Annotated in this window: 16 protein-coding genes and 1 other RNA gene; 13 read left to right on the top strand and 4 right to left on the bottom strand. The window is 44.0% G+C overall.

Going from position 1 to position 15,553, the window contains the following annotated elements:
* Positions 1 to 123: 123 nt before the first annotated feature.
* Positions 124 to 648: a HigA family addiction module antitoxin gene (locus Q3A68_RS08685; protein ID WP_302900675.1), complete on the top strand. Its 525-nt coding sequence runs from the start codon at positions 124 to 126 to the stop codon at positions 646 to 648.
* Between the two features lie 26 nt (positions 649 to 674).
* Positions 675 to 941, top strand: a complete 267-nt coding sequence (locus Q3A68_RS08690; protein ID WP_302900676.1) for a hypothetical protein — start codon at positions 675 to 677, stop codon at positions 939 to 941.
* A gap of 64 nt (positions 942 to 1,005) precedes the next feature.
* Here the strand turns inward: Q3A68_RS08690 and Q3A68_RS08695 are convergent, their stop codons facing one another.
* Positions 1,006 to 1,233 carry a hypothetical protein gene (locus Q3A68_RS08695; RefSeq protein ID WP_302900677.1) on the bottom strand — a complete coding sequence of 76 codons (228 nt, stop codon included), beginning with the start codon at positions 1,231 to 1,233 and terminating at the stop codon, positions 1,006 to 1,008.
* Positions 1,234 to 1,434: 201 nt separating this feature from the next.
* Between Q3A68_RS08695 and Q3A68_RS08700 the strand changes: the two genes are divergently transcribed.
* Positions 1,435 to 2,442, top strand: coding sequence for a type IV toxin-antitoxin system AbiEi family antitoxin (locus Q3A68_RS08700; protein ID WP_302900678.1), 1,008 nt, complete (start codon positions 1,435 to 1,437; stop codon positions 2,440 to 2,442).
* A complete protein-coding gene (locus Q3A68_RS08705; protein ID WP_302900679.1) occupies positions 2,423 to 3,241 on the top strand; it encodes a nucleotidyl transferase AbiEii/AbiGii toxin family protein in 819 nt (272 codons plus the stop codon). The genes Q3A68_RS08700 and Q3A68_RS08705 overlap by 20 nt, the downstream gene beginning before the upstream one ends.
* Positions 3,242 to 3,341: 100 nt before the next feature.
* Here Q3A68_RS08705 and ssrA read toward each other — a convergent pair.
* Both ssrA and Q3A68_RS08715 read right to left on the bottom strand, forming a co-directional pair.
* Positions 3,342 to 3,710, bottom strand: a transfer-messenger RNA (tmRNA) gene (gene ssrA, locus Q3A68_RS08710).
* Positions 3,711 to 3,799: 89 nt separating this feature from the next.
* Entirely contained in the window at positions 3,800 to 5,431 is a 1,632-nt protein-coding gene (locus tag Q3A68_RS08715; RefSeq protein ID WP_302900680.1) for a phospholipase D-like domain-containing protein, read from the bottom strand.
* Between the two features lie 460 nt (positions 5,432 to 5,891).
* Here Q3A68_RS08715 and Q3A68_RS08720 point away from each other — a divergent pair, with 460 nt between their 5' ends.
* A complete protein-coding gene (locus Q3A68_RS08720) occupies positions 5,892 to 6,200 on the top strand; it encodes a hypothetical protein (protein WP_302900681.1) in 309 nt (102 codons plus the stop codon).
* A gap of 1 nt (position 6,201) precedes the next feature.
* Here the strand turns inward: Q3A68_RS08720 and rpiA are convergent, their stop codons facing one another.
* A complete protein-coding gene (gene rpiA, locus Q3A68_RS08725; protein WP_302900682.1) occupies positions 6,202 to 6,903 on the bottom strand; it encodes a ribose 5-phosphate isomerase A in 702 nt (233 codons plus the stop codon).
* Positions 6,904 to 7,207: 304 nt separating this feature from the next.
* Here rpiA and Q3A68_RS08730 point away from each other — a divergent pair, with 304 nt between their 5' ends.
* Genes Q3A68_RS08730 through Q3A68_RS08765 form a run of 8 tightly spaced genes read left to right on the top strand, consistent with a single transcriptional unit; the run spans position 7,208 to position 15,543 of the window.
* The gene (locus Q3A68_RS08730) at positions 7,208 to 8,254 is read left to right on the top strand and encodes a hypothetical protein (protein ID WP_302900683.1); all 1,047 of its coding nucleotides are present in this window, start codon (positions 7,208 to 7,210) and stop codon (positions 8,252 to 8,254) included.
* A gap of 16 nt (positions 8,255 to 8,270) precedes the next feature.
* Positions 8,271 to 9,080: a glycosyltransferase family protein gene (locus Q3A68_RS08735; RefSeq protein WP_302900684.1), complete on the top strand. Its 810-nt coding sequence runs from the start codon at positions 8,271 to 8,273 to the stop codon at positions 9,078 to 9,080.
* A 1-nt stretch (position 9,081) separates the two neighbouring features.
* Positions 9,082 to 9,948 (top strand): transketolase, encoded by an 867-nt coding sequence (locus Q3A68_RS08740; RefSeq protein ID WP_302900685.1) that lies wholly within the window; start codon positions 9,082 to 9,084, stop codon positions 9,946 to 9,948.
* 1 nt (position 9,949) lies between these two features.
* Positions 9,950 to 10,885: a transketolase family protein gene (locus tag Q3A68_RS08745; RefSeq protein ID WP_302900686.1), complete on the top strand. Its 936-nt coding sequence runs from the start codon at positions 9,950 to 9,952 to the stop codon at positions 10,883 to 10,885.
* Positions 10,886 to 10,904: 19 nt separating this feature from the next.
* A complete protein-coding gene (locus Q3A68_RS08750; RefSeq protein ID WP_302900687.1) occupies positions 10,905 to 12,242 on the top strand; it encodes an aminotransferase class III-fold pyridoxal phosphate-dependent enzyme in 1,338 nt (445 codons plus the stop codon).
* Positions 12,243 to 12,246: 4 nt separating this feature from the next.
* The gene (locus Q3A68_RS08755; protein ID WP_302900688.1) at positions 12,247 to 13,050 is read left to right on the top strand and encodes an SDR family oxidoreductase; all 804 of its coding nucleotides are present in this window, start codon (positions 12,247 to 12,249) and stop codon (positions 13,048 to 13,050) included.
* Positions 13,051 to 13,076: 26 nt separating this feature from the next.
* Entirely contained in the window at positions 13,077 to 14,549 is a 1,473-nt protein-coding gene (locus tag Q3A68_RS08760; RefSeq protein WP_302900689.1) for an N-acetylneuraminate synthase family protein, read from the top strand.
* 7 nt (positions 14,550 to 14,556) lie between these two features.
* Positions 14,557 to 15,543, top strand: coding sequence for a sterol desaturase family protein (locus tag Q3A68_RS08765; RefSeq protein ID WP_302900690.1), 987 nt, complete (start codon positions 14,557 to 14,559; stop codon positions 15,541 to 15,543).
* Positions 15,544 to 15,553: the final 10 nt, after the last annotated feature.

Consider the following 15,553-nt stretch of genomic DNA (forward strand, 5'->3'; position numbering starts at 1 on the left):
AATAGCAAAAAAGATCATAGCGAATCTGCACACCGAACGACACATTAGAACCACGCCATAGAAGAATTAAAAGACAAAGAAGTACACGCCAAGTTGAATTAAAGACAAAAAAACGTAAGATTTATGCAAAATGTACATGAGGTTGTGGACCGGGATGGAAAGGCTTTAAGGTCTCCCGACCTTTTCCATCCCGGTTACATACTCAAAGAAGAAATTGAAGCCAGGGAGATCACTAAAAAAGATTTTGCTGTATTACTGAATATCCTGCCCACCCACCTCAGCGAGGTGTTCGCGGGCAGAAGACCGGTAGGGCCAAAGATGGCACGCCGGCTGGAAAGGGCGCTGGAGATCAGTGCAGGGTTCTGGCTGCGGATGCAGTCGGATTATGACCTGAAGGTCGCCGAGCAGGAACCGGACCCCGTCCTGGAAAAGATCGAAGATATTTTAGCCATACAGCAACGCAGTAATACATCATTGGCCAAAGCCCTGGTAGCCTACGAGGTAGGGCATGCGTCAGGCGGCTGGGCAGTCAGGAGTGACACGCAAACCGTAAGGACAGCTACCAAATCCGCAGCTGTCAGCAGAGCCGCAGCAAAAAGCGGGAAGTTTACAACCGTTAAAGAAAAGAACGCAAAGAAGACCCGTTAAGGGCAACAGGATACTGACAAGTTCAGATGGTAAGCCGGCAGCCTCAAACTGCCGGCTTTTTGGAGGGGCTAAAGTGGCTTGGCAAATTTACAGGAGCTGCAACTATTGTGAATTCAGGGATCGATGCATACAAGGATTGTAGAAAGGGTAATTGGGTATCAGGCACATGGAATCTTGCTAAAGCAGCGGGGCAAGGAGTGATAATGTGGGGAGGCGGCGAAGAAATGGAATTACTTTGGAATACAGGAACATTAGCTACTGACGGAATAATTGGTTTGTGTCCAATCATCTAACTTAGGTTGAAAGTCCCCGGCAGCGAGTGTTTGGGGACTTTTATTTGAACCAGCCTACCTTATCTTATGATACCGGATGAGTTAGCAGTCTTTGACTGTTTAGCCCCAGAGAAAACTTTTCAGCCCCTTTTGGCTGGTAATGAAAAAAATTCTCAAAACCTTCTTTGCCCAAATACTTATCTACCTCATAGAATCCCGGGTAATTAGTTAGTTCAGAGCAGTCGCCAATCACCCAAATATCCAATTGGTTAAACTCCAGATTTATCCCGGGGCGATGGAACAGCGAAATCATGGTCGGCAAAATCAACGAAGATATTGACGCAATGAAGCTCGACGCTGGTTCAGTGCACTCCTTTTCTTACAATCGTAAGCGATAAAGTTCTTACATATTTCAACATGATTTGGAGTTAAAAAAAATTAATACTACTAAATTGCAATTGATTACTTTGTTCACTATATTTGATCGTTCACGTTACGTGAACGCAAAAAAACAATGAACGAAGAAGCAATTATCATTCAGGCCCTGGATCGGCTAAAGGACCATACAGGAATCAAAGGCACATGGACGCAACAGGGGCAGGAAATCGATGGCGCGCTGGATCTTTATATCCAAAATGAAAACGTACATTTCAATGTTGAAGTAAAAAGAGAACTACGCGAGTACCAATTACCGGAATTGCTCAATCTATATCACAAGTACCCAAATTTCCTGGTCGTAGCTGAAAGGATTTTCCCAACGATAAAGGAAAAGTTAAGAGAATACAAGATCGGCTATCTTGACGGGGCCGGGAATATCTTTGTCAATACCGCAGGGCAATTGGTCTGGCTGGATGGCCAAAAAAATACCGGGCCTGAAAAACCGGTAACCAATAGGGCCTTTACCAAAACAGGGTTGCGTGCCGTGTTTTACCTGCTGATGAACGAACATGGTATTCGTATGCCTTACCGTACGGTCGCCAAGCAAACCGGCGTCGCCCTGGGTAATATCAAAAATATCATCTTCGGTTTACGAGACGCAGGGTTTATCTTGCAGCTAAACGAAAAGGACATTCGGCTTCAAAATAAAAAGGAGCTACTGAATCGTTGGATCGCTGGTTATCGGGAGACGTTGAAGCCGGCTTTGTTACAAGGACGATACCGCTTCTTTCATCAGGACGACTTTAATAACTGGAAACAACTTCCCATAACACCGGGTAGAACTGTTTGGGGTGGTGAACCAGCGGCCGAAATGATGACCAACTGGTTAAATCCGCAAATATTAACCGCCTACACCGGGGAGCAAAAAGGTACCCTGGTTCCAAAATGGAAATTGGTGCCGGATGTCACCGGGAATGTGTTGATTTACGATAAATTCTGGAAGGATGAGGAAAAGGAGATCACCCCAATTGCGCCCCTCTTACTGATCTATGCTGATTTGAAAATTACAAACGATCCGCGTTGCCTGGAAACGGCTGAAATGATTTATGATAAATATTTGAAAGATGGATTTGAGCAGTATTAGAGAAGGGGAATTAAAAGAAGTTTTTAACGAACTGGAAGAAACGTTCGAGCGCCTGAATATTGACTTTTACTTGATCGGAGCGCTCGCGCGCGATATCTGGTACGCAAGGGGCGATAAAAAATTCCGGACTACTAAAGATGTTGATTTTGCTATCATGATCAGCAATAAGGAAGATTACAAAGCTGTGCGATCTTACCTGATCGACAAAAGAGGCTATCGGGAAGTCAAAACCAATTCATTTGTTTTGCTCACCCCGGCAGGCATCCAGGTAGACATCCTGCCTTTCGGCGAAATCGAAATTAATGATGAGGTGAAATTTGACGGCACCGGCCTGAGCAATATAAAGGTCAATGGCTTTAGTGAGGTTTACCACGCCGGGACCGAAACGGTCGAACTGAGTACCGGCCACAGTTTTAAAGTCGCCACCTTACCAGCCATTGTCCTGCTTAAATTTATCGCGTATGATGACCGTCCGGAAGTACGGGCAAAAGATGCGCGTGACATTATCAATATCTTACTTCATTTTTTTGACCTGCAAGCAGACCTGATTTATGAATCCCATGCCGACTTGTTTGGCGGCGAAGAAATGGAACTCGAAGAGATTGCCACAATTGTAATCGGCCGCGAGATCAGAAAGATCACTGCACCGAATGAGGAACTTGCTAAAAGGTTAAACGGCATACTCGAGGGTTTACTCAGCACAAAGGAAAACAGCCCTTTCATCAGAAACATGGTGAGCGAATCAGGCCGCGCAGTTGAAGATATATTAAATTTGATGACAAGACTCCAACAGGGGTAAACCATAAAAAGCTTGAAAGTAGCTTAGATGAAGTATAAACGACACCAAAAAACAAAAACCGCCTGCAAATACTTGATTTACAGGCGATTGTTTGATAGTTAAGTGGAGCCGGAGGGATTCGAACCCTCGTCCAAACATGGTATAAGGTAAGCTTTCTACATGCTTAGCTGCTGTTAGTTTGTCGGGAAGGGGAAGGTCAGCCGCTTACCTGTACCGTCTTCCGTAGGTGCTTTATCTCGCCCGCTTATCACACCCTAAGCAGGCCAGTTTCATTTTTCGATGCCCCGGTTGCCGGTCCAATGAAACGGAACACCGGCGGGACAAAGGCTATTCTAATTCTAAATTAGGCAGCCAAGGCGTAGTTATTTTCGCCATTTGTAAGTTTGAGCGTTCTGATTAAAGCGCTAATTCACCCAACGCGCTGCATGCTTACCTACTTATCTCCATCCTGTCAATTCCGGTCGACCCCATTTTTTAGAGCTCGCACTTACCAGTAACAGTTGGCAGTAAAGCGGGATACAAATATACGAAATTTTGGTTGGGCTGCTTCAATCCTGGTCAACTCTCTGCCTCTATTTTTACATTGGCTTTATTATCCCAGTCGAACAAGAATATCTTTTCAAAATATTGTGCGATATCAGCATTACTGATAATCAATCCGGCGTCCCGGTTCCGTAATGTTCCATCAGCCGACCAATTTTCGCTGCTTACCATAACCACCTTCGAGTCTACCACGATGCCTTTATTATGCACATTCTCCTGCAGGCGCAATATTCCGCTAACCAAATCAAGTTGCTGCATCTTCTCTATCCATTGCCCGGTGTTCTCAAATTGACTAAGTATGACGCGCACATCAATACCCTTACTTTTTGCAGTTTGTAAAGCAGTCAACAGTTTCATAAAATCCTTGTCCTCTTCTTTTTCCGAAGGGTGTATGTATTGGGTTTGGATGTATAACTTGGATGTTGCCGAATTGATAAGGTCCAAAACGTGATCAATATACATCGTAGTATTGGTACCCTTATCAGGTGTCAGCAAAGGCTGAATTTTAACCGGCACATCCGTAAATGTCTGTGCCGCAAAAGCCGATGACGGAGTTGCTGCCAGCCTAGGGGTTCGGGTTGAAGCTGATTGTGCACTTTCTGCTTTCAGGTCATCCAGCGCGTTATTGATCAGGTGATGCTGCACTTCATCACCCTGTCCCTGTCCACCCTGTGCAACTGCAAAATCGTTATCGATGAATGCCTTGTAAAGTTTGGCCAGTTTATCATTCATTACAATTACGTGCCAATCACGATCAATGTTCTTTATCGGCTTGGTCGAATGATGATTGGGCTCATTACTGTTATTAAAATTTCCGCTCGACAACCAGAATATGCTGCTATCGCGCACAACCACTTTTATATGATATGCGCTGGGGTATATCCATTCGTTTACAACCGGGTCGTTTCTGGTCAACGCCCAATTTATGGCGGCCTTTGTATTAGCTGCCAGGATGTCGTCGCGCGTTTGCTCGTCTGTTTGATCGGCTGTTTTGTTTCTCGGAGGATGATCCAACACCATTTTAAGGGTTTTGCCTTTACTTGCGGCAATAACATTCGTTAACAAGTCCGCCGAGGTAAAATCATACATGCCTATAGTCAGATCAGACGCGGTTTGCTTTAGAAAATCCACCAGTACATCGTGGCCAGCATCCGGACTTGCACAAGCGATGATGGTTGTTTTACCGTCAAACTCTGATAGGGTAGTCCCGGCGGGTGCTTTATAGTCGATCTGCGTTTTTTTTGCTTTAGTTTGCAAGCCCAAAGGTTTGCTTGTGTGTGAGTTGACGGGCAAAACATTGCCGCCAGGAAGAGCCCGCTCGAATGGCCAGTCTGGTTCGCGTATTTCAGACCGCATATGGAACTTCGCCAGGTCAAATTTAGCAGGCGACTTCACTTTCAAGCGCTGAAGCCCTGTCGCTTCTCTGACATCAACCGGAATGTTACCAATAGAGTCAGGAAGCCTTTCACTGTCCGGCACGCTTTTGCTTTTCTTATCCACTGTTGCCACGATAGCCTGCCTACCTGTGGGCCATGCGTTCGAGATTTCAAAACCCGGCCTTACAGTTAATACGCCTTTTTTGTTAAAACTCGACAGATTGCGCCTGATGAGGTCATCAATGTGTTCGAGAGAAATTTTAGTGCTCATAAGATATGAAGTTTTAATAAAGGTTTATCCGAGACGCGGAATCGATTAATACTAACCAAACAATTGATTTACAATATTTTTATGGTATTAAAATATTGTCTACTTGAATTATGATCTTATAAATCTATACAGTTGTGCCTGTTTTAAAAAGCGTATTTTCACGGTATTTCGCACCGTGTTTTCCTCGCCAGATCAGTTATTCCCGCCTAAATCAAGTAAGCAATGCTTAATACCGCAATTATTTCTTTCAGCATCGCTATTTAACGAAATAAAGTAAATCACCCGTTAACAATTCTTTAATTAATTCCACAAAATCATCTGATTATTAACATTTTAAATTTTTGGCATCTGATTTGAATATTATTTTAACGAGAGGTGCTTGTAATTTCCTATCCGTAAAACTTTCATTTAGAAGCGTCTGTCAAATGATCAACGATTACATCTATTAAATGCTACGGAAATGGAAAACTACAATAACATCGCGGAAGCCATTATCGACTTACAACACAGGGGCTACGACCAGGACTTTGTCATAAAAAATGAACACATACTTTGTGTTCAGGACAGTGAACTGATCAGTCCGGACGAATTTGAAGTGATCCGCGCTTACAAATTTGAACGCGGCAAAAGACTGAGGGATAACTATGTGATCTATGCTATCAGATCCATGCATAATGACCTGAAGGGAATATTGCTGACATCTTATGGTGCATTTACTAAAGGACTATCCATACACCTTTGGTCAAAGCTGGCTGCTGATCTGAAATAAGTTATTTCGCGATAAGCACCTCAACGTCATAACCGATAAACAGGCCGCTTTCTATTACCCCGGTGATAGATTTGATCTTTTGTTCCATATCATTGGGTATATGATTGAAGTGTATATCAAAAATACAGTTATTATTTTCAGTAATGATCGGTCCGTCCTTGCCCTTAGCTGAACGCAGGGCAATATCATTTATACCCATCTCGCGCAACGCCGACTCCACATAAAGCAGCGCCCCCGGAAACACCTCGACCGGAACCGGAAAGTTCATTCCCAGCCGGGTAACGATCTTGCTCTCATCTACCAGGATGTAATTTTTTTTACTCGACTTGATCAGCAGCTTCTCTTTAAACAGCGCCCCACCCCTGCCCTTGATCAGACTGTTTTTTGGATCAACTTCATCTGCACCATCAAAAGCCCAATCAGGCTTATCCTCAAACAAACCGGTAACCGGTATACCTAAACTGCTGCAGGCCATTGTTATTTCAATAGATGATGGAATCACCTTTACATTCAACTTCTCTTTTTTGATGCGTTCCGCAATGGCAAATAAAGCGAGGTAAACGGTTGAGCCTGAACCGGCGCCAACGGTCTGGCCATCCTGCACTTTATCCGCTATCTGCTGCGCCAGTCTTACTTTAGCTTCTTTATTGATGATATTATCCGACCATCCTAAATGAGAAAGTAGTTCGCTTTGAAGTTTCATAGTTCGGCTAATTTCAGACAAAGTAATCAACTTTTTATTTACCTAAACATTCTTTAAATCACTTAATGAAAAAACATACTTCTGCTTAAACAGGATCTAATATAAACCGAATGTCATATTGTAAATATTAGGGTTCATTTTAATATTTAATGTAAATTTAATTTTAATAAATTTGGGTAACCCCTCTGTTAGTTAAGCAAATGTTAACACTTCATTAACTTTAACTAATTGTATATTGAAGTAAAAAAGTCATATATATATTTGACTTCATCGGAACCTAACATTGGGAGATATAGGCGGTTCAATGAAGAAAAAAATATTATTTATCACTGGTTCTATCAACCAAACCACGCAGATGCACCAGATATCGTTGCAACTGCCGGAGTACGAGTGCTGGTTCAGTCAAATTTTCACCGATTCCCCGGTTTTAAAATTCCTAAAAAGGCACACTTCGCTAGGAGACAACACCATTCTCGGAGGCCAGTTCAAGGTCCGTTCGGAAGACTATCTGCAGCGCAATCAGTTAAATATGGATTATGGTGGGAAAAAGAACCATTATCACCTGGTAGTGTATTGCTCCGACCTGATTGTCGCGAGCAGCTTGCTCAAGTATAAAACCATCTGGGTTCAGGAGGGAATGATCGATAAGCCCACATTCCTGAGTAATACAATTAAGGCATTAGGGCTGCCTGCCTGGTTGAGCGGAAATACGGCACTGAATGGATCAACCAATCAGTTTGATATTTATTGTGCAGCGTCTGAAGGGTATAAAGACTATTTTACCCAGGGCGGTACCGATCGTAACAAGCTGTTTTCCACAGGCATTCCCAATTACGATAACTGCGTCAAATTCCTTCATAACAATTTCCCTTATCGTGATTATGTCATGGTGGCAACAAGCGATATGCGCGAAACCTATCGTTATGAAGACCGGGAAGCTTTTATCAGGCAAACAGTCAAAATAGCAAACGGCAGGCAATTATTATTCAAGCTGCATCCAAACGAAAAGTTTGCCCGCGCCGAAGCTGAAATAAAGAAATATGCACCGCTGGATACCGTAATTTATCAGACCGGCAATACAGATGAAATGATCGCCAATTGTTGCGAACTAATCACCCAGTATTCCACCGTGGTTTATACCGGACTTGCTTTGGGTAAAAAGGTGCATTCCTATTTTGATTTGAACGAATTGAAAAGCCGTATGCCTATTCAGAATAATGGCACATCGGCTAAAAACATAGCAAACATTTGCCGTGCCTACATTGAATTTGAAGGGGGCCGTAATGAGTTCCTGAAACAATTCACTTATAAACCAGAAAAGATTACGCAAGACGAAGAGGTGTATGCCTGATAGCCAAACATATAAAATGGCAGAGAATATAGTAATAGTGGTACAAGCCAGGATGTCGTCGAGTCGCTTACCCGGCAAGGTAATGCTTCCCATACTTGGCCAAACGCTCCTTTATCGTATGGTAGAGCGTTTAAAGATGATACGTCACCATGCGCAGATCATTATCGCCACTTCAGAAGAAACCGGAGATGATATTATTGATCAGGAAGCCTCGAAAATAGGCATTCCCTGCTTTCGCGGCAGCCTGAATAACCTGCTCGACAGGCATTACCAGGCAGCGAAATTGTTTAATGCTGATATCGTATTAAAAATTCCTTCCGACTGCCCGCTTATCGATCCTGGGATAATAGATCAGGCGTTAGACTTTTACTTCCAGCACCGCGGACAATACGATTTTGTAAGCAACCTTCACCCTGCTACTTTTCCGGATGGCAACGACGTGGAGATCATGACCATGGCCTGTCTCGAAAAGAGCTGGAAAGAAGCAACCCGCCAGCTCGAATTAGAACATACCACGCCTTACATCTGGGAAAACCCGGAAAAATTTAGAATTGGTAACGTACTTTATAATACAGGAAAAGATTATTCCATGTCGCACCGATTTACCATAGATTATCAGTCTGATTATGAATTTATCAAGGCTGTATTCGAAGAGCTATACCCGGTTAAACATGACTTCTGCTGTGAAGACATCCTGGAGTTGCTTGAAAAACGACCCGACATATACCAGATCAACGCGAAATACTCCGGGGTAAATTGGTACCGCAATCACCTGGATGAATTGAAAACAATTACCGCCGATCAAACCAAGGCTTTAACCAATTAGCATGACTAACAAACCTACCATAGATAAACAAAAACTACAGCAAACCGCGCTGAAGGTTCGTGAGCACATTGTAAAAATGGCTACTGATGGAGGTTGCTTTGTGGGGGCTTCGCTTTCTGCTGCAGACCTGATTTTATACCTGTATTCAGAATGGCTGAATGTTGGGAACCATAATTTGAATGACCCCGACCGCGACTATCTTTTCTTATCAAAAGGCCATGATGTACCTGCCTTATATGGAACATTCGTGGAGCTGAGGCTGATGGAAAAAGATCGCCTGAAAAATCATTTATCTGTCGACGACAATATCTACTGGCACCCCAATACCAAAATTCCGGGCATCGAATTTCATTCGGGCTCATTGGGCCACTTGCCTTCAGTTGCTATAGGTGTGGCAATGGATATAAAAATACGTGGCGGCAAAAATCGTGTTGTATGTATCCTGGGCGATGGCGAGTTGAACGAAGGCACCTGCTGGGAAGCTGTTTTGGTTGCAAACGCTTATAAACTGGATAATTTAATTTTTGTAGTCGACCGCAACCAGTTTCAGGCTAATCTGCCTACCGAGGAATTAATTCCGCTTGAACCGCTGCACGATAAATTCACCGCCTTTGGTGCCGCAGTAAAACGTATCGACGGGCATGATTTTGATGCTTTGCATAATGCGTTTTCTGCCTATCCTTTTGAAAAAGGCAAACTTAATGTAGTGATAGCAGATACTGTTCGCGGCAAAGGCTTGCCAAGTATTGAACGCCGGGCCGACCGATGGTTCTGCAATTTCACAGCAACCGAGATAGACAGTCTTTTGAAAGAATTGCACGGCGAACATTTATCGCAATTAACATCCGAAACTTTAGTAGTACGATAATATGACCTACGAAGAACTTTTAACCAGGAAGGCAACAGCAGATGACCGCTTCATTGTGATGACAGCCGAAAACCGCGCCCTGGTACGCAATATTCACGCTCACCTGGGTAATCGTTTTATCGATACCGGGATTACCGAACAAACCATGATTGGCGCAGCAGCAGGTTTAGCTTTGCGCGGACGCATACCCGTGGTACATGCACTAGCCTCGTTCCTTACTATGCGTGCTTTCGAATTTGTGCGCACCGATGCAGGTATTCCTAATCTACCCATCAAACTGAGCAGTTTTATACCTGGATTTTTGTCAGACGGTAACGGCCCTACCCATCAGGCCATTGAAGATATCGCCCTTATGCGCGGCATACCCAATATGACCGTTTTTGCCCCTGCCGATGAGGATGACCTGTTAAAGATGTTACCAGACATCTGGGACCTCCTCGCTCCCTCCTATGTACGCATCAATACCCAAAAATCGGGGTATGAGCACACCGCTTTTGAGTTAGGTAAGGCTGAGGTAGTAGCAGAAGGAACAGATGTAACGATATTGACTTACGGTCTTCTTTTTGCGCAGACTTTAGCAGCGGCTGAAATATTGAAGAGCGAAGGCTTGTCGGTAGGTCTGATCAATATGCGTAGTCTGAAACCTGTTGATGAACAAGCCATATTAAAAGCAGCCAAAAGCAAATTGGTAGTAACGGTTGAAGATCACTTCCTGACAGGTGGGTTATATAGCATCGTTGCTGAAACTTTATTGACTCATCAAGCTACTGCTAATGTCCTTCCATTTGCATTGAATGAGAAATGGTTCAAACCATCATTATTGCCCAATGTATTACAGAACGAAGGATTTACGGGTAAACAAATCGCCGAAAAAATATTAGGGTATACCACCAGCGCGGTTCAGCAAAACATTGCCGTACCACAGTTTTCAGAATAACGACCTAAAGAATAACAATATGCCAAACACAGTAAAGTTTAATGCAGATTATCCGGTGATCACCAAATCGGATGAATTATATGACAGAGCGCTGAAAGTGCAGAAACCAGTTACACAAACTCTGGCGAAGGGGCCTGGTCAGTTTTCAAAGGGAGTTGCGCCGAAGTATATACAACGCGCTAAAGGCTCACATGTATGGGACGTGGATGGCAACGAATACATCGACTTTAACTCAGCTATCGGCCCTATTTCATTGGGTTATGCTTACCCGGCAGTGGATGAGGCGATCAAAAAGCAATTGGAAGACGGCATTACCTTTTCAATGATGCATCCACTTGAAGTGGAAGTATCTGAGTTGCTCCGGCAAGTTATTCCGAATGCTGAGGCTGTAAAAATATCAAAAACCGGCGCCGATGTTTGCTCTGCAGCTATACGCGTGGCACGCGCCTTTACCGGCCGCGAGAAGGTGTTTTGTTGTGGGTACCACGGTTGGCACGATTGGTATATCGGTATCACCAGCCGTAATGCAGGTATACCTGAAGCCATCCAAAACATGACCTATACTTTCGAGTATAATGACATTGATTCGATCAAAGCTGCGCTTGATGATACTGTAGCTGCATTGATACTGGAGCCTTTCATTTTTGAAGCTCCCAAACCCGGCTTCCTGAAAGAACTGGCTGAAGCCTGCAAAACAAACGGCACCCTGTTAATATTTGATGAAATGTGGACCGGCTTCCGTATAGCTATAGGCGGTGCACAAGAGTATTTTGACGTTAAACCAGATCTGGCTGTTTACTCAAAAGCCTGTGCCAACGGAATGCCTATCGCTTTCCTTACCGGTCGTGCCGATGTGATGGAATTGTTCAACTCTCAGGTATTCAGCTATACCACCTTTGGCGGTGAGGCTTTATCACTTGCGGCTTGTATAGCTACAATCAATGAGCTTCGTGACAAGAATGTTCCTAAATATCTGGACGAAAAAGGTGCATTGCTAAAAGATGGCTACAACCAGATCGCTATTGAAACAGGTATGGATATTTATACCCGTTGCATTGGTTATAACTGCCGCTCGATGGTCACTTTTACTCCTGAGGCAGGTAACGGGCTCGAGGTAAAAACGCTGATGCAGCAGGAAATGATAAAACGCGGTGTGTTATGGGCAGGATTTCACAATATGTGCTTTAGCCATACCGATGAGGATATTGAATACACCCTTTCTGCGTACCGAGATGTAATGCCGATTATGAAAAAGGCCATCACCAGCGGGAATATCAAACAATACCTGAAAGGCGAAGTATTGGAAGCAGTGTTCCGCAAGGTAAATAACTATAATATCAAACCAAAAACAGTCTGAGCTGATGGATCTGTTTTCGTTAAAAAATAAAACAGCAATAGTTACCGGTGCAGTTGGCCTTATCGGCAAAAAGCACTGCGAAGCGCTGGCATCTGCAGGAGCCAATGTGGTAGTTGCTGATATAGATGAGGCGGCCTGCCAGGCATTTGCCTCCAAGTTAGGCGAACAACATATAGGTTTGAAGGTTGATGTGACCGATGAGAATTCTTTAAAAGAAGCCCGCGATAAAATTATAGCCCGGCACGGAACCATAGATGTACTGGTAAATAATGCCGCCATCAATGATATGTTCGAGAATCCGGGTTTGGCTAAAGAGCTTTCTGCATTTGAGAATTATCCTCTGAGTTCGTTCCGCAAATCATTAGATGTAAATGTGACCGGGGTATTCCTTGCATCGCAGGTTTTCGGTACCGTAATGGCCGAAAAAGGTAGCGGCAGCATTATCAACCTGGCATCAACCTATGGCATGGTCGGGCCCGATCAGAGTATCTATCGCGACAAAGAAGGCAACCAGAGTTTCTTTAAATCCGCGGTATACCCGGTAACCAAAGGCGCGGTGATCAATTTCACCCGGTTTTTGGCGGCGTACTGGGGGAATAAGGGCGTACGGGTAAATACCCTGTCGCCAGGGGGAGTGGAAAATAACCAGGACGAGTTTTTTATACAGAATTATTCGGCTAAAACATTGCTGGGCCGTATGGCAAGCGTCTGCGACTATCAGGGCGCACTGATATTCCTTGCCAGCGATGCATCAGCTTACATGACCGGCGCCAATTTGGTAGTGGATGGCGGCTGGACTGCAATTTGAAAAGACAACCTAAATAAATGAGAGCCATGATAACACAAAAAACATTAAGCATTAAATTATTGCTTACAGACTGCGATGGAGTATTGACTGATGCCGGGGTTTACTATGGCGAATCAGGCGAAGCACTTAAAAAATTTAATATCCGCGACGGGATGGCTGTTGAGCGTATGCGAACCCTGGCCGACATCGACACCGGAATTATTACCGGCGAGCTATCGCCTTCAGTAGCCAAAAGAGCAGAAAAATTAAAGATCAGTGAGCTGCACCTGGGATCAAAAGATAAACCCGCCATCCTGAAGGAAATTATGGAGCGCCGGGGGCTGCAGGCCTCAGAAGTGGCTTATATTGGTGATGATTGCAACGACCTGGGCATTATGGAATTAGTGGGATTTACCGCTTCTCCGTCCGACGCATTGCCGTTTGTGAAAGAAAAAGTTGATTATATATGCTCTGCAAAGGGTGGCGAAGGCGCGTTCAGAGAGTTAGCTGAACTGCTGATCGAATCACGCATCAAGCAAAAAATTGAGGAGCCTCAAATCACTTTTAAAGAGAGCTATACCGAGGTTAGCCAGCAACCCCAAATGATTAGCAAAACCTACAAGCTAAGCACAGGCCAACGTATCGGTCCGGGTGAGCCTTGCTATGTGATAGCGGAGATCGGTATTAACCACAATGGTTCGCTTGAGATAGCTAAAAAACTGATCGATGAAGCGGTTGCTGCAAAAGCCAATGCTGTAAAATTCCAGAAACGAACGCCTGAAATCTGCGTACCGAAAGATCAATGGGAAGTGATGCGCGACACGCCTTGGGGCCGAATGTCGTACATCGACTATAAGCGCAAAACCGAATTTGGTGTGGTAGAATATGTTGCCATTGACCAATACTGCCGTGAATTAGGTATCGATTGGTTTGTATCTACCTGGGATGTGGAAGCAGTTGATTTTATGGAACAGTTTGATACACCAATTTATAAACTTGCCTCGGCGTCATTAACAGATTTCCCCCTGATTAAACGCATCCTGTTTACCGGCAAACCGCTGATGTTATCAACCGGTATGTCGAACATGCGTGAAATTGCAGAAGCCGTAAAATTGGTAAAGGATTTTGATGAGAGCTACCCGCTTTTCATTGCGCATTCAACATCAGCTTATCCTTGCAAACCAGAGGAGCTGAACCTGAAAATGATACAAACCCTGGCTAAAAAATATCCAGGTGTACCTATCGGTTATTCTGGTCACGAAACAGGTTTGGCGACTACCGTTGCCGCCGTTACATTAGGGGCAACCTTTGTAGAAAGACACTTTACGCTTGATCGTGCTATGTGGGGTTCTGATCATGCGGCCTCGGTTGAACCCCAGGGTTTCCAGCGCCTGGTTCGCGATATCAGAGATGTGGAGACAGCTGCCGGAGATGGCGTTAAAAAAGTTTATGAATCAGAACTTGGCCCGATGAAAAGGCTGCGTGTGTATATTAGCGACGAGTACAAACAGAAGCAATAATTAACGAATGGATCAATCGAAGTTATTAGCCATAACAACCACTATATTGATCTGCTGGGTGATATTTATTATTGCCTGGGAGCGGGTATCACCATACAGAAAGGGCTTGCCGTTCTTCAGGGAGGGCTTTTGGGTTGATTTGGTGTGGTATACCATCATCCAGAGCTATTTTCTAAAGATCCTGATATTCGATTATATCATTGCTCCATTGCAACATCATTTTGATTGGTCAGGTTTTCAGTTTGTCAAAAGCTGGTCGGTAACAGAACAGGTATTATTTTTCCTGGTAACACACGATCTGTACATCTACCTGTTTCATCGTTTACAACATGCCAACAAGACTTTGTGGCGAACCCATGAGGCGCACCATTCAGGCAAAGAGGTTGATTTCCTGGCTGGATCCCGCTCACACGCATTGGAGATCGTCATCAATCAAACCATCGAGTTTGCTCCTATTGTTATATTGGGCGCCAACCCCATGGTCATCCCGATCAAAGCCTTGTTAGACGCCATGTTTGGCATGTTCATCCATGCTAATGTGAACGTTAAGTTTGGTAAACTGAAATATTTCCTCAATTCGCCGGAGCTGCATTTGTGGCATCATGCAAATTATCGTGAAGTGTTCCACGCCAACTTTTCAACTAAGTTTTCCCTGTGGGATCATTTATTCGGAACAGCCTATGATCCCGGACATAAACCGGGCGATAACCGCGAGAACTGGGGCTTGTATTATGATTATCCAAAGGATTACTTTTTACAGCATGCCTTCTCTGTTAAACGCTTTGATGAGCAGAAATTATTAAAATATCGTTGGTTTAGCTGGTATTATAATCTTAGGCCGCGTATGATGAACTGGCTAAACAGTAAATGGAAGCTATTCCGGAAGTTCAACCCTGTTACTGAACAGGTTGAATTTAAACCCACTGGCAACTTGCCTCCAGAACCGCTCGAATTAAGCCCGGTTCAGGAAAATTACATATCTTACGACAAATAATTAATTCGAT

Source organism: Mucilaginibacter tolerans (genome assembly GCF_030519375.1).
In the GTDB taxonomy this organism is placed as follows: domain Bacteria; phylum Bacteroidota; class Bacteroidia; order Sphingobacteriales; family Sphingobacteriaceae; genus Mucilaginibacter.

Coding starts and splice junctions, on each gene's coding strand:
- Q3A68_RS08685 (WP_302900675.1), top strand. CDS start 124: ATGCAAAATGTACATGAGGTTGTGGACCGGGATGGAAAGGCTTTAAGG.
- Q3A68_RS08690 (WP_302900676.1), top strand. CDS start 675: ATGGTAAGCCGGCAGCCTCAAACTGCCGGCTTTTTGGAGGGGCTAAAG.
- Q3A68_RS08695 (WP_302900677.1), bottom strand. CDS start 1,233: ATGATTTCGCTGTTCCATCGCCCCGGGATAAATCTGGAGTTTAACCAA.
- Q3A68_RS08700 (WP_302900678.1), top strand. CDS start 1,435: ATGAACGAAGAAGCAATTATCATTCAGGCCCTGGATCGGCTAAAGGAC.
- Q3A68_RS08705 (WP_302900679.1), top strand. CDS start 2,423: ATGGATTTGAGCAGTATTAGAGAAGGGGAATTAAAAGAAGTTTTTAAC.
- Q3A68_RS08715 (WP_302900680.1), bottom strand. CDS start 5,431: ATGAGCACTAAAATTTCTCTCGAACACATTGATGACCTCATCAGGCGC.
- Q3A68_RS08720 (WP_302900681.1), top strand. CDS start 5,892: ATGGAAAACTACAATAACATCGCGGAAGCCATTATCGACTTACAACAC.
- rpiA (WP_302900682.1), bottom strand. CDS start 6,903: ATGAAACTTCAAAGCGAACTACTTTCTCATTTAGGATGGTCGGATAAT.
- Q3A68_RS08730 (WP_302900683.1), top strand. CDS start 7,208: ATGAAGAAAAAAATATTATTTATCACTGGTTCTATCAACCAAACCACG.
- Q3A68_RS08735 (WP_302900684.1), top strand. CDS start 8,271: ATGGCAGAGAATATAGTAATAGTGGTACAAGCCAGGATGTCGTCGAGT.
- Q3A68_RS08740 (WP_302900685.1), top strand. CDS start 9,082: ATGACTAACAAACCTACCATAGATAAACAAAAACTACAGCAAACCGCG.
- Q3A68_RS08745 (WP_302900686.1), top strand. CDS start 9,950: ATGACCTACGAAGAACTTTTAACCAGGAAGGCAACAGCAGATGACCGC.
- Q3A68_RS08750 (WP_302900687.1), top strand. CDS start 10,905: ATGCCAAACACAGTAAAGTTTAATGCAGATTATCCGGTGATCACCAAA.
- Q3A68_RS08755 (WP_302900688.1), top strand. CDS start 12,247: ATGGATCTGTTTTCGTTAAAAAATAAAACAGCAATAGTTACCGGTGCA.
- Q3A68_RS08760 (WP_302900689.1), top strand. CDS start 13,077: ATGATAACACAAAAAACATTAAGCATTAAATTATTGCTTACAGACTGC.
- Q3A68_RS08765 (WP_302900690.1), top strand. CDS start 14,557: ATGGATCAATCGAAGTTATTAGCCATAACAACCACTATATTGATCTGC.